Raw genomic sequence first — 12,823 nt, 5'->3', positions numbered from 1 at the left:
GTTTCCACAGGACTTAGGTTGTTTTTTTGTCCAAAATCTCGAAAGGAGGGGCTGGAGAAAACATGCCTACCGAAAGTACGGAAAGCACGCCGATTCGGCTGAGTCGGTTTCTCGTGTTGACCATGGCGGTCACCGCCGGCATCGCCGTGGCGAATCTCTATTACATTCAACCGCTGCTGGCGGAAATTGCCGCCTCGTTTGGCGTTACGCAATCCCAGGTCGGGTACGCTGCCACTTTGACGCAAGTTGGCTATGCCCTGGGGATGCTGATGATCCTGCCGCTGGCCGATATCCGTGAGAAAAAATCGCTGATTCTGTTCATGCTCGTCTGCTCCGCCGGCGCCCTGCTGTTTCTGGCATTTGCCTGGAACAGCATCATCCTGAGCGTCGCCTCCTTCGCCGTGGGCTTCACTTCCATCGTCCCGCAGCTGATCGTGCCGCTCGCCGCACAGCTGGCCGACCCAAAGGAGCGCGGCCGAATCATCGGCACTGTCATGAGCGGACTGTTGATCGGGATTCTCGTCTCCCGGACGTTCAGCGGGCTCGTTGGCGAATATCTCGGCTGGCCGACCGTTTATTTTATCGCCTCCGGACTCATGATCCTTCTGGCCTTCTTCTTAGCGTTCCGCCTGCCCAAGTCCCCGTCCGTGGCAATGGCCGGGTATGGGGATTTGTTCCGCTCGATGGCGTCACTCATTAAAGATCTGCCGCTGCTTCGCGAAGCGTCGCTGAACGGCGGCATGATGTTCGCCGCCTTCAGCGTGTTCTGGACGACGCTGTCGTTCCTGCTGGCCGAACCGCACTACGGCCTCGGCCCTGACGCGGCCGGTCTGTTCAGCCTGATTGGCGTCGTCGGAGCCTTGGCTGCGCCGATCGCCGGGCGGATGGCCGATCGGCGCAGTCCGCGCTTCACCATCGCCATCGGCATGGGCGCGGTGATCCTCGCCTACGCCTGCATGCTCGGCTTCGGCTACACCTTGGCGGGCCTGGTTGTCGGCGTCATTCTGCTCGACCTTGGCGTCCAGTCGACGCAGATCTCCAACCAGGCCCGCATCCACGCCATCAGCGACGAGTACCGCAACCGTATCAATACGATCTATATGGTATCGTATTTCATCGGCGGAGCTCTGGGCTCCGGGATCGGCTCGTTCAGCTATGCGCATTTCGGCTGGACCGGTGTATGCATCGCCGGCCTGTTGACGCAGCTCGTCGCCGTGTACGCGCAGGTGCGCGGGCTGCGGCGCGAGCGGGTCAGCAGATAATCAAGATTTCGAGAGCCACCATCCCCAAATGAAGGAAATATCAGAAAAATGTCGAATTTGTTTTAATTATCACATTTTTCCCGATATTTTATCGGAGTTTGACAAAGGAGTGGCCTCTTTAAATGTTAGGTTGGAGAAAAATATCGATTCATCTGATCGCAGCCCTTGGAATCACATTCTGCGCATTTTTATTACCTAAATGCGTTTATGCGGAACAGTTAGACAGCATGCTACCGGAGCGAAGTAAAGAGGAGATCATCGATCATTGGCGGCTATGGAATACAGGAACTTCTGGAACTTCCCCAGCCTTCGCTGAAGAACCCGCTACGACAGCTCCCTATTTACCAGGGAAGTTGAATGATGAGTATCTGAAAAGGGGCTTGGACACAGCAAACTTCTATCGGTTTATCACCGGTTTGCCTAGTGATCTGCAGTTGGATCCTCAACTAAACCGGCAAGCACAGCATGGTTCTGTACTTGTTTCCACTGTGGGACAACTCACCCATTGGCCAAAACAACCAGCCGATATGCTCAAAGAATTCTATGACATCGGATACAAATCCAGTAGCTCCTCAAATCTTTATTATACGTCCGGAAGCAACGGAAATATTTTAGTGGATAGCGTGAATGCCTATATGGATGATTCTGACGTCAGTAATATCGATAGACTAGGCCATCGAAGATGGGTATTAAGCCCGCAGCTAAAAAACATTGGCTTCGGTCTGGCATATAAATCTAACCCTGCTAAAGGGAGCGGATACTATAGCGCGATGCAGGTATTTGATACCAGTCGAAGCGATTCGCTTAACTTCAACTACTCCCTTTATCCCAATAAAGGTTATTTCCCGCTTGAATATTTTAATGGTCAACAAGCTTGGTCCGTGCAGCTAAATCCGGAACGATTCGAGGCTCCTTCCCTTTCGGATGTAAAAGTGGAATTAACCCGACTATCGGACCAACGTACTTGGAATTTTAATCATGAGATGGTGAAAGAGGAATTTCCTGCGGGATACCGCAACGTCGACTCTGAGGATTTAAAATGGCAGCAGCAAGCTTATTTTAACGTCGATACTACGAAATATGGTCACGTTTATGCAATCATCTTCCGTCCCGATGATGTCCAAATGATCCAAGACGGGGAACAGTTTTCAGTAAATATCACTGGACTTCGTAAAATTGATGGTACACCTGCCGAGATATCCTATCAGACTCACTTTTTCAAGATAGATCCAAGTCGAACAAATGAACTGCAAAACCTATCCACTCAAACGAAAGAAATTTCTATTAAACAAAACGGCCAAGCTGAGCTTCCAACCGTAATTGCTTCGTATTCAAATGGATTGCGTTTTACTGTCGAATCCAATTACAAACTCACGACAAGTTCAGATCTGATTCAAATCAATGGGAATATAATAAAAGGAATTAAGCCAGGTCGGGCGGAACTTCTCTTTGAATATGAAGGACAACAGTTGAAGTTAACTGTCAATATCTCTGGACGATCTAACTTCAGTGATGTTGATTCTCATTGGGCCAGTAGCGCCATTGCTTGGGCTATCGATCGGGAGATTGCCTCCGGATATAAGGATGGTACCTTTAAGCCTAACAATCCAATTACAGAAGCTGAATTTTTCGCGATGCTTTTCAAACTTTATTCCAATTCAAGTATGGTCCAAAGCATGAAGAAAAGCGCCGGAACTGCATACTATGACCGCGGTGCATGGAGTGACGAATATTATCGTTTTGCCGGGACCTTGAACTTGGACGTAGATGATAGTATCAAGGATATCAAACTTCGCAACCAACCAATTACCAGGCTTCAAGTGGCTCGGATCGTTGCGGGTCTCGGAGGCAGAAACTACTCCGATGATGACTCGATTCGCTATTTGTTCAATATGGGATACACTTCAGGCAAGACGTCTGCAACAGTAGAGGGCTACGCCGGAGATGATAAATTAACTAGAGCCGAAGCCATCGTGTTCTTGAAAAACTTATACGAGCTAGGATATGATATATGGCCAAAACCGCTGTCGCCTACCCCGTTCTCTGAGAATGAAAAAAATGGTGGATTCCCTGATAATACGGTTAGAGCCATTTACTCCTTAGATCATAGTTTATTTATTAAGGGAACTTTTCCAGAGGTCGCAGGAAAGACGTTTTCCGTTCATATCAACGGACCATCCCCTTTGTCCAAGAGACTAATGACCCGTTCGGTAACCGCTGATGATTATGGTAACTTTTCGTTAACTATAACAGGACTAGAAGAGCCCTCTTTAAGTATCGATATCGAAACACGCGAGAATTTTATGTACTGGTTAAAGGTCGAAGCGGGTAATGCAACCGTGAACGCCTACCAAAATTAAAAAAAGCCGATGCATTTCTCATTCGCTGAGGGTTGCATCGGCACTTTTTTTGTAAAGAGCTCTATGAAACATTGTATTTGCGAGGGGTTCGTTGTTGTTGGGCTTTAATCAAAACTTAAACTGCTCCACCATCCGGTGCAAATCGTCGGCAATCTCTTTCATTTCGACGGCCGATGCGGATACCTGCTCCATGCTGGCGAGTTGCTGCTCGGTTGAAGCCGAGATTTCCTCGGTAGACGCAGTGGCTTCCTGTGCGATGGAGGAGATGTTTTCGATGGTGCCGATCACTTCGTTTTTGTCGTTGTTTACTTGCATGATTCCATCGATCAGCTCTTGCATGCCCGCGATCATCTGATGGATCGTCTGATCGATTTGCCGGAACGCTTGACCGGTCTCCCGCGACACCTCGCTTGTCCGGGTAATGACTTCGGTTCCCTGCTGCATATACTCCCGGGTCTTCGCTACGGCAGCAGACACTTCCCGCACCATCTCCTCGATCCCCTGCACCGAACCTGTCGTTTGTTCGGCCAGCTTACGAATCTGCTCCGCCACAACCGCAAAGCCACGGCCTTGTTCGCCGGCTCTTGCGCTTTCAATCATGGCGTTCAGCGCCAAGAGATGCGTTTGCTCGGCAACCGCCTTGATCACGGTCGTCACCTGAGTAATCGACTGCGATTTGTCGCTGAGGTCGTTCACCTGCTCCTCAATGTTGACGGTGACCTCTGCATTTTCACGGATCGCTTTCTGCAGTTGTTTCATGCTACTCATGGTTGTTTGGTTGGCTTCCTGCGTCTCTTCAATGCTTGCCTTCATCTGGTCTGCCCGCGCAGTCAAGGCAAGAATCTCCTCGGCTAAGCGGTTCAGCCGCTCAAACCCCTCCTGCGCATTCACCGCAAGATCGCTGGATCCCGTCGCCAGTGCATCCGTCGCGGTTGAAATTTCCTTCACCGCCTGCGAGCTCTCCCCGATCATTATCGAGAGCTGCTGCGAACCGGAGGTGACTTGGCCAGCGCGAAGCTGGATGTTCTCCATCATCCCGCCCAGCTTGCTGCGCATATGGGCAAGGTCCTCTGCCATTTTACCGATTTCATCGCGGCTATGATGGATGAATTCTTCGGTAAAATCCCCTGCGGCATACTGTTTGATGCATTTGGACATCATCACGATCGGACGAATCATTCGATGTCCCATAAACACGCCCAAGGCGACGGCGAACAATAAAATCAAAAGCGAAATAGCGATCGTCTCGATTAGTGCATCGCGGATTTGCTCGTTCATGCTTTCCAGCGAGATCCCCACATTTAACGCACCGGAGAGCTCTTGGTTGTATGTAAATTCCGTGGAAATATTATAAACCTTCTCACCACTGGCCGTTTTCAAGATTTGGCCCGTCGTCTCTTGATTGGCAACAACGGAGGACAAATCCATATTTGACGCCGTAACCGAGGAAGAAGCGACGGCGTCGATTTCCTCTGCAGTGTTCCCCTGGAGCTGGCTGTTATCCGATACGATCAATTTCCCTTGGGCATCGTAGAGCGAGACATAAACGAGGTTGCCGTTGCCTTCCTCCATGATGGTTTGAAATACCTTCTGCAGTTGCTCCATATCCAACAGCTCATTGCTGATGATTTCGCGTTTAATGTTCGTCACCAGGGTGGTCCCGTCGCTCTTCATCTGACTGGTCATTGATCGTTGGACCTCGTAATAGGACACCAGCGTGAAAGATACGGCGCATATTGTCATTAGCAGTACGATCATTCCCAGCAATTTGCCGGTTAGCGAATGGAACCTGAAACTCTTAAACAATCGGAATAAATTACCTCGCCTGGACATGATGATTCCACCTTTTAATTAAATTTTCATAGGTTGATGCCCCGGTGCTTTAACTGCATCTTCGGAATAAAATCTAAATAATACCTACATATTCATTTTTAACTAAATTCGACAAAAACACAGTGACTATTTTAATAGTTTACATGGTATGGAATTGTGATAAGAGTCACGAGTTCAAAAATATACAAGACTCAAATGACCTATTTCTCCCCGATCCCCGTCACGTTTTCTTCACAGATAAGCCGCTTTTTTCCAAGAAAAAATCAACTCATCGCATATTTGCTCCGGTTTCGCAAACAATAACCAGCGAATACCACCTGAAAGGAGCAGATGGCATGGCCCAAATCAATCAACAGGAGCTGCAAAGCCTGCGGCACCTGATTGGCGCTCATGAAACAGCACATCAAAAAATGCTTGCCTACGCGCAGCAGTCCGTTGATCCGCAAGTCAAAGCTTACTTTCAAAAATCGGCTCAGGACGCACTGAATACGAAGCAGCAGCTCATGTCATTTCTGAATTAGGAGGAGCTTTACACGATGATGCAGGATAAAGATATGGTGAACGACGCGTTGTCCATGGTCAAAAGCAGCCTGACCACCTACTCCAGCGTCATTTCCGAATGCGCGAATCCCCAGCTGAGATCAACGATTCAGCAAATCCGGGACAATTGCGAGAAATCGCAATACGAGCTGTTCCAACTGGCTCAGTCCAAAGGATTCTACCAGCCGGCGATGATGGCGGACGATCAGGAAGTGCAGCAGGTAAAATCGCAGCTGGGCGGCTGAGTGAAACCCCAGCTTGAGTGAACAGCAAAAAGAGCTTCTCCACCCCCTTTCGGGTGTAAAGAAGCTCTTTTTTTAAATTCCACGGTACAAGGGGTTTGGAATCTCCCGTTTCAAAACCGGCAGCACCTCTTCGGCAAACCGGTGAAGCTGCTCCCGCTGCTCGGCCTCACTTAATCCGTCCACGCTAATCCCCAGCACGGTATGTCCGAAGGCCTCGTGGTATTTCAGGATTTTCACGATAATCTGTTCAGCGCTGCCGATTAAGGCCGGTCCCCGTTCCACCATATCCTTTAGCGAGGTAAACGGCGATTGATTGTGCTTGGCGGCCTCCGTCCCGCTGAACGCCTCATAATAGGGTCTAAACCGCCGCAAGGCCTCCTCGGCCGTGTCCGCGAGATATAAACTTCCCGAACCGGCTCCCACCACCGCTTTGTGGGGATCATGGCCATAATAGACCAGTCGTTCGCGGTAATGATCGATTAAGGCTTTGTATTTTTCAAACGGGTGAAAAGAGTTCGAAGAAAAAATCGGCTCCCCGTACCGGGCGGCGAGCTCCGTCGACAGCGTGCTTGATGCGCTGCCGTGCCATACGGGGATTTCCGATTGGTGGGGTCTCGGAAAGGTCGTTACCTCTTGGAGCGGGGGCCGGTAACGGCCCGACCAGGTTACCTTCTCCTCCGTCCACAGCCGCTTCAGCAATCCGTATCGTTCGGCGAGCGACTCCCATTGCTCTTCTTCTGTGATGCCAAACAACGAGTAATGCCGGGGATCGTTGCCTTTGCCGATGATCATCGTCAGCCTCCCTCCGGACAAATGATCCAAGGTGGCATAATCCTCGGCGACCCGAACTGGGTCAAGCACGCTCAACACCGTAACGGTGGTGAGAAGGCGAATGCGGGTGGTCTGAGCAGCGATCGCGGTCAGGACCAACGGCGGTGAAGAAGAGAGAAAAGGTTCCCCGTGTCTCTCACCGATCCCATAAGCATCGAACCCCAGTTTTTCGGCGAGGATGGCCTGGTCGATCACATTTTGAAATTTTTGCTGCGCCGTCCACGCTTCCCCCGTTACCGCATTGGGAACATTCATCATCAAGCTGAACAAAGCAACTTTCATCAGGCTTTCGCCTCCTACCGGGTTAATCAAAGTTACATTGGACTACTTTCCTCAGACAGAGCGTTTTAAAGCAGGAGCACCGGCATCTTGTGGCTGTCTCTTTCTACGGATCAGCCAAACAAGAGGAATCGCTGCGGCAATTAACCCGCTCGCCAGCCAAAAGGCATCTCCAATGCTCTGCGTATACGCCTCCCTGTACAACTGTTCTCGACTCAGCCCGTTAGCGTTAAGCTCGGCATGCATCCGGGCTTCATGGATCCCCAAACGGACGTAGAACACAGACGTGAACATCCCCAGCGAGATGGAGCTAACGATCTGCCTCAGCCAGCTGAGCAGCGCCGAAGCATCTCCCGATTCCTGCTCGGACACCGCCCCCATCGCACTGCCGGTGGCTGGAGTGAGTGCAAACCCCGTACCGGCGTTACGAATGCATAACCAGATGATCACCGAAAGCAGCGTCGTCTCCGGATGAAGCCGGCTGAAATGCAGGTTGGCCGCCAGCAGCAGCAAGCTGCCCGCACCAACCAGCAGCGCGGGGCCACGGGAAGCGTATATTTTCCCTGAGAGGAAGGTCGCCAAGGTCAGGCACGCCGCAGCCGGAAGAAACAGCAGCCCGATATGGAAGGCGGACATTCCGCGGATTTCCTCGAGGAACAGCGGGATGAAATACACCCCGGAGTACAGGGCTACCGTAAGAATCAGGGTCAGACTTAAGCTTGCTGTAAAGGGTAAATTGCGAAATAACCGCAGATTCAACAGCGGCTCTGGGGTGCGTAACTCCACTCGCACAAACATTACGAAGGCTGCACCTCCGGCGATCAAGCACGCCCAGGTTAAAGGAGAAGCAAGCCCCCATTGATGCAAATTCCCGAACAGCAGCAGCATGGCCAGGCTTCCTCCGGTGGCAAGGAACAGCCCGGCGATATCTAATTTTCTCGAAGCATCGGCGCCTCCTGCGGACGGCAGCAGAACCTTCGCGGCGATCCAGGCGCCGATGCCGAGCGGCACGGTCACGAGAAAAATCAGATGCCAATCCACCTGCTGAAACCAACCGCTTAGCGAAGGTCCAATCGCTGTGGCCAGCACCGTGGAAAACGACCAGACGCTGACGGCCAGCGATTGGCGTTCGCGCGGCAGCGTCTGGTAAATCATCATCAGGGAAACCGGCTGGATCAGTCCGCAGAACACCCCCTGCAGGATACGAAACCCGATCAGCGCCTGAACGTTCCACGAGATCGCGCACAGCAGCGAGGTCACGCTGATCCCTGCCAGCGACCACAGAAACACCCGTTTGCTCCCAAACCGAAGGCATACATATCCGCTGACCGGCGCGATCATGCCGCAGGCCAAGGAAAAGCCGGTAATCACCCACTGTACGGTATTCAGCTCGGCATGAAAGATCCCGATAAAGCCGGGAAGCGAGACGTTTAGCGACACGACGTGATATACCCCGGCAAAGGACCCTAAAAACAACGTCAGGAGAATGGGCCAGAACCGGCGTTCAGTTCCAGTCCTCATAACGGAAAATGACAGGCCGCGTAATGGCCGCCTTCGAGCGGCCGAAGCTGCGGCTCCTCTTCCCGGCAGCGCGAGACGGCAAACGGGCAGCGGGTGTGAAACCGGCAGCCTGCCGGGGGATTCGCCGGGGATGGGATTTCACCGGTGATGCCGCGGGGAAGCTGCCCTTGCCCCTGTCCCTCGCCCGGGCGGCTCCGGGGAATGGAGTCGATCAGCGCCCGGGTATACGGGTGGGCCGGCCGAAGGAACAGCGATTCGCTTGGGGCAATCTCCACCAGCTTCCCGAGATACATCACGCCAATCCGGTCGGAAATATGCCGCACGACCTGCAGCCCGTGGGCGATAAACAGATAGGTCAGCCCCAACTTCTGCTGCAGGTCCTGCAGCAGGTTGATGATCTGAGCCTGGACGGACACGTCCAGGGCCGAGACGGCTTCATCCGCTAAGATGAACTGCGGGTTCAAGGCGATAGCCCGGGCGATGCCGATGCGTTGCCGCTGCCCGCCGGAGAACTCATGCGGATACCGTTCGTCCCAAGATGGGTCCAAACCAACGAGCTCCAACAATTCGCGAACGCGCTCCTTGATTTCCCCAGAGGGCAAATCTCCGTGAACTTTGAGCGGTTCAGCGATGCTGTCCCCGATTTTCCACCTCGGATCAAACGAGCCATAAGGATCCTGAAAAATCGTCTGCATATGGCGGCGGGCCGAACGCAAGGCTGCTCCGCTCAGTCGAGTAAGGTCCTCGCCGGCGAACAACACGCTTCCTGCCGTCGCTTTCTCCATCTGCAGCAGCACCCTCCCCAGCGTCGACTTCCCGCTGCCGGATTCGCCAACCAGGCCAAAGGTTTCCCCTTTCTTGATCGTAAACGTGACATCGTCTACGGCACGGATCAGCCGGGTCCGTTTCCCTAAGCCTCCGCCGTGAACGCGGTAATATTTGCGCAAATGCTCAGCGGCAAACAGCACCTCGCCTTCGTTTACATCAGTCGGTTCGGCCGTCGCGATGGGGCCTTCGCTCTCCGAGGAAGAGCTGCGTACGTGTATCGGGGCGGCTTCGATTTCCGGTTGCGCCGCAAGCCAGCTATCCTGCCGGACCAGCTCTTCCGAGTGCCAGCAAGCGGTTCGGCGGCCTTCTGCATCTGCCACTAAAGGCGGGGCTTCCCGAATACAGCTTTCCGTGGCGTAAGCGCAACGGGGATGAAACCGGCACCCGCTGGGCGGCTCGGCCAGGCTGGGAATCGACCCTTCGATGGAATGGAGCCGGGTCCCGCGGACGGTATCCAGCTTAGCGATGGAGCGGAGCAGTCCGCGGGTATACGGATGGCGGGGGAGTCGGAACAATTGCTCTGCCGGCGCCTCCTCCACGATTTCCCCGGCATACATCACCACAATACGGTCAGCGATATCGGCGGCAATCCCCAAATCATGCGTGATGAGCAAAATCGACATCCCGAACTCTTGCTGCAAGTCCTTAAGCAAGCTCAGAATCTGCGCTTGGATGGTCACATCCAATGCGGTTGTCGGCTCATCTGCGATCAGCAGGTCCGGGCCGCAGGACAGCGCCATCGCGATCATCGCCCGTTGCAGCATGCCGCCCGACAGTTCGCCCGGGTATTGCTTCAGCCGCAGCCTCGGCTCCGGAATGCCCACGCGTTCAAGCAGGCGAACCGCCCGCTCATCGGCCTCCCGCTTGGAGATCCGCTCATGCTGCAGGATGGTTTCCCGGATTTGCCGGCCGATTGTAAATACCGGGTCAAAGGCGGCCATCGGCTCTTGGAACACCATCGCCATCTTTTTTCCGCGAACCCGGCGAAGCTCCGCCTCAGACAGTCCCGTCAAATCGGTCCCGCCTAAGCGGAGGCTGCCGCCCGTGATCCTGCCGTTCTCATGATCGATCAAGCGCATAATGGCTTTGGAGGTGACCGTCTTGCCGCTTCCGGACTCGCCGACGAGGCAAACGGTTTCCCCTTCTCCGATCGTTAAGGTGACATCCCGAATCGCCTGGATCAGTCCGTTTCGGGTGCTGAAATCAACGGAAAGCTGCTGAATATCCAACAATGCGCTCCTCATGGCCCCCTCCTATCGCTGCGTAAGTTTTTTCGGATCCAGATGATCTCTCAGACGGTCCCCCAGTATATTGACTGCCAAGACAAACAAGGTAATCGCCAGCCCTGGAAAAGTGCAGATCCACCAAGCTACGGTCAGGTAACCTCTGCCCTGGGACAGCAGCGTCCCCCAGTCCGGGATTTCGCGAAGCACGCCCAGCCCGAGGAAGCTGAGACCCGATCCCGTCAGAATCGACGTGCCGATCCCCACCGCCGCCATGACCAGCAGCGGTGAAAGGGAGTTCGGCAGCACATGCTTCCAGAAGATCGACCAGGGCGAAGCGCCGATGGAGGCGGCGGCTTTCACGAACGTGCGGTTTTTAATGCTTAAAATTTGAGCTCGCATCACGCGGGCATATCCCGGTACGGAGGAGACGGCGACGGCCAGCACGATGTTAAACAGGCTGGGGCCAAGGGCCGCGGCGATCGCAAGCGCGAGCAGAATCCCCGGAATCGTCATCAGAATATCGTTGATTCGCATCATTACCGTATCCACCCATCCGCCCGCATACCCGGCGATGGCTCCGAAAGCTCCGCCGATCAACCCGCCGGTCAGCACGGAAGCCAGCCCGATAAAGAGGGAATCGCGGCTTCCATGCACGATCACGCTGAAGACATCCCTGCCGAAATAATCCGTACCCAACGGATGAGCCCGGCTGGGCGCTTGCAGGATACGGTCCGTCAGCATTTCCGTCGGAGCATACGGAGCGATCCAGGAAGGGACGATGGCGCATGCGACGATAAACAAGATGAATAATCCGGCCAACACCAGAAGCAGGTCATTGACCGAAAATCGGCCGGTTCGCGGCGCGGCCGAAGCTCCGGCTTTACGTTCGCGCCAGACGGTTTTGGAGAAGATCGCTTCTCTCACTCGATTTCCCTCCCGTTCATAGAGTACGTGAACCTCATTAAGTGGAGCGTCGGACTCGTGGATCGATGATCGCATAAGAAATGTCCACTAGCAGATTAACGAATACATAAATGGCGGCAGAAAACAGGATAACGCCTTGAACCACCGGCAAGTCCTTGGCCATGATGGCGTCCGAGATCACCCTGCCGATGCCCTGTCGGGAAAATACGGTCTCGATCACGACCGTGCCGGCCAGCATCTCGCCGATCAGCATGCCAATCATCGTCACAGCCGGGATCAACGCGTTCCTGAGCGCATGCCGGTACATCACCGCGCGCTCGGTGAGTCCCTTGGATCGCAAGGTGACGATAAACTGCTCCCCAATGACATCGAGCATGCTGCTTCGAACCATCCGGAGGATAAATCCCGCCCCGACGGTGCCAAGTGCAAGGGCCGGCAGGACGAGGGTCCTCCAGCCGTCCGATCCCATCGCCGGGAACCAGCCCAGCGTAATCGAGAAGATCAGGATCAGCAGAATGCCCGACCAGAACGTCGGCATGGAGATGCCAAATAATCCGATGATCCGGGCAATAATGTCAATCGCCCGGTTGCGATGGATCGCCGAGAGAACGCCCAGCAGGATCCCGACAACGACGGACACGAAGGCGCTGGCCGCCGTTAAAGCGAGCGTAGCCGGCAAGCTCTCCACGATCTTGGGCAGCACCGGGTCCGAATTCAGCAGCGAGTTGCCGAAGTCTCCCCGGAATATACCGCCGAAATACCGCAGGAGCTGAACGTGGAACGGCTGGTCAACGCCAAGCTGGTGCCGTAAGGCCGCAATCGCCTCCGGCGTCGCCAGCGCGGGATCAATCATCGCGTCCGTCGGATCGCCGGGCAGGACGTACAAAATGGTGAAGACCAGCACCAGCGATCCGAAAATGACCAGCAACGAGGCGATCAGCCGCTGGAAGATCGTCCAAACCATTTTCCTAATG

The 12,823-nt window shown here is 54.0% G+C and carries 10 protein-coding genes; 4 read left to right on the top strand and 6 right to left on the bottom strand.

Annotation, left to right across the window (positions count from 1 at the left end):
• Positions 1-62: 62 nt before the first annotated feature.
• Together NSQ80_RS04485 and NSQ80_RS04480 are read left to right on the top strand one after the other, a co-directional pair.
• Complete coding sequence (locus NSQ80_RS04485; protein ID WP_323075817.1) at positions 63-1,262, top strand: MFS transporter; 1,200 nt, start codon at positions 63-65, stop codon at positions 1,260-1,262.
• A gap of 122 nt (positions 1,263-1,384) precedes the next feature.
• Entirely contained in the window at positions 1,385-3,622 is a 2,238-nt protein-coding gene (locus NSQ80_RS04480; RefSeq protein ID WP_323075816.1) for an S-layer homology domain-containing protein, read from the top strand.
• Between the two features lie 108 nt (positions 3,623-3,730).
• Here NSQ80_RS04480 and NSQ80_RS04475 read toward each other — a convergent pair whose 3' ends face one another.
• Positions 3,731-5,308, bottom strand: a complete 1,578-nt coding sequence (locus NSQ80_RS04475; RefSeq protein ID WP_232228323.1) for a methyl-accepting chemotaxis protein — start codon at positions 5,306-5,308, stop codon at positions 3,731-3,733.
• A gap of 482 nt (positions 5,309-5,790) precedes the next feature.
• Between NSQ80_RS04475 and NSQ80_RS04470 the strand changes: the two genes are divergently transcribed.
• Both NSQ80_RS04470 and NSQ80_RS04465 read left to right on the top strand, forming a co-directional pair.
• Positions 5,791-5,976: a hypothetical protein gene (locus NSQ80_RS04470; protein ID WP_009224602.1), complete on the top strand. Its 186-nt coding sequence runs from the start codon at positions 5,791-5,793 to the stop codon at positions 5,974-5,976.
• Positions 5,977-5,991: 15 nt separating this feature from the next.
• Entirely contained in the window at positions 5,992-6,240 is a 249-nt protein-coding gene (locus tag NSQ80_RS04465; RefSeq protein WP_009224601.1) for a spore coat protein, read from the top strand.
• Positions 6,241-6,312: 72 nt separating this feature from the next.
• On the opposite strand, the gene NSQ80_RS04460 is transcribed toward NSQ80_RS04465, so the two are convergent.
• From NSQ80_RS04460 to NSQ80_RS04440, 5 genes are read right to left on the bottom strand one after another with little or no spacing between them, the layout of a single operon-like run.
• Positions 6,313-7,353, bottom strand: coding sequence for an LLM class flavin-dependent oxidoreductase (locus tag NSQ80_RS04460; protein ID WP_028538700.1), 1,041 nt, complete (start codon positions 7,351-7,353; stop codon positions 6,313-6,315).
• Between the two features lie 51 nt (positions 7,354-7,404).
• Positions 7,405-8,871, bottom strand: coding sequence for a DHA2 family efflux MFS transporter permease subunit (locus NSQ80_RS04455; RefSeq protein ID WP_339301535.1), 1,467 nt, complete (start codon positions 8,869-8,871; stop codon positions 7,405-7,407).
• On the bottom strand, positions 8,868-10,943 hold the full coding sequence (locus NSQ80_RS04450) for an ABC transporter ATP-binding protein (protein ID WP_260069741.1): 2,076 nt from the start codon (positions 10,941-10,943) through the stop codon (positions 8,868-8,870). The genes NSQ80_RS04455 and NSQ80_RS04450 overlap by 4 nt, the downstream gene beginning before the upstream one ends.
• A gap of 9 nt (positions 10,944-10,952) precedes the next feature.
• A complete protein-coding gene (locus NSQ80_RS04445) occupies positions 10,953-11,849 on the bottom strand; it encodes an ABC transporter permease (protein ID WP_036699952.1) in 897 nt (298 codons plus the stop codon).
• 37 nt (positions 11,850-11,886) lie between these two features.
• Complete coding sequence (locus tag NSQ80_RS04440; protein ID WP_028538696.1) at positions 11,887-12,813, bottom strand: ABC transporter permease; 927 nt, start codon at positions 12,811-12,813, stop codon at positions 11,887-11,889.
• Between the last annotated feature and the right edge of the window lie 10 nt (positions 12,814-12,823).

Origin of the sequence: Paenibacillus sp. FSL K6-2441 (genome assembly GCF_037964765.1) — a bacterium.
GTDB lineage: Bacteria > Bacillota > Bacilli > Paenibacillales > Paenibacillaceae > Fontibacillus > Fontibacillus phoenicis.
The sequence above is the reverse complement of the archived record's forward strand: the minus strand, read 5'-3'. Positions and strand labels throughout refer to the sequence as shown.

What these genes read in the sequence shown, in the direction of transcription:
- NSQ80_RS04440 (WP_028538696.1), bottom strand. Translation starts at nt 12,813, where the DNA reads ATGGTTTGGACGATCTTCCAGCGGCTGATCGCCTCGTTGCTGGTCATT.
- NSQ80_RS04485 (WP_323075817.1), top strand. Translation starts at nt 63, where the DNA reads ATGCCTACCGAAAGTACGGAAAGCACGCCGATTCGGCTGAGTCGGTTT.
- NSQ80_RS04455 (WP_339301535.1), bottom strand. Translation starts at nt 8,871, where the DNA reads ATGAGGACTGGAACTGAACGCCGGTTCTGGCCCATTCTCCTGACGTTG.
- NSQ80_RS04465 (WP_009224601.1), top strand. Translation starts at nt 5,992, where the DNA reads ATGATGCAGGATAAAGATATGGTGAACGACGCGTTGTCCATGGTCAAA.
- NSQ80_RS04475 (WP_232228323.1), bottom strand. Translation starts at nt 5,308, where the DNA reads ATGACCAGTCAGATGAAGAGCGACGGGACCACCCTGGTGACGAACATT.
- NSQ80_RS04470 (WP_009224602.1), top strand. Translation starts at nt 5,791, where the DNA reads ATGGCCCAAATCAATCAACAGGAGCTGCAAAGCCTGCGGCACCTGATT.
- NSQ80_RS04460 (WP_028538700.1), bottom strand. Translation starts at nt 7,353, where the DNA reads ATGAAAGTTGCTTTGTTCAGCTTGATGATGAATGTTCCCAATGCGGTA.
- NSQ80_RS04480 (WP_323075816.1), top strand. Translation starts at nt 1,385, where the DNA reads ATGTTAGGTTGGAGAAAAATATCGATTCATCTGATCGCAGCCCTTGGA.
- NSQ80_RS04450 (WP_260069741.1), bottom strand. Translation starts at nt 10,943, where the DNA reads ATGAGGAGCGCATTGTTGGATATTCAGCAGCTTTCCGTTGATTTCAGC.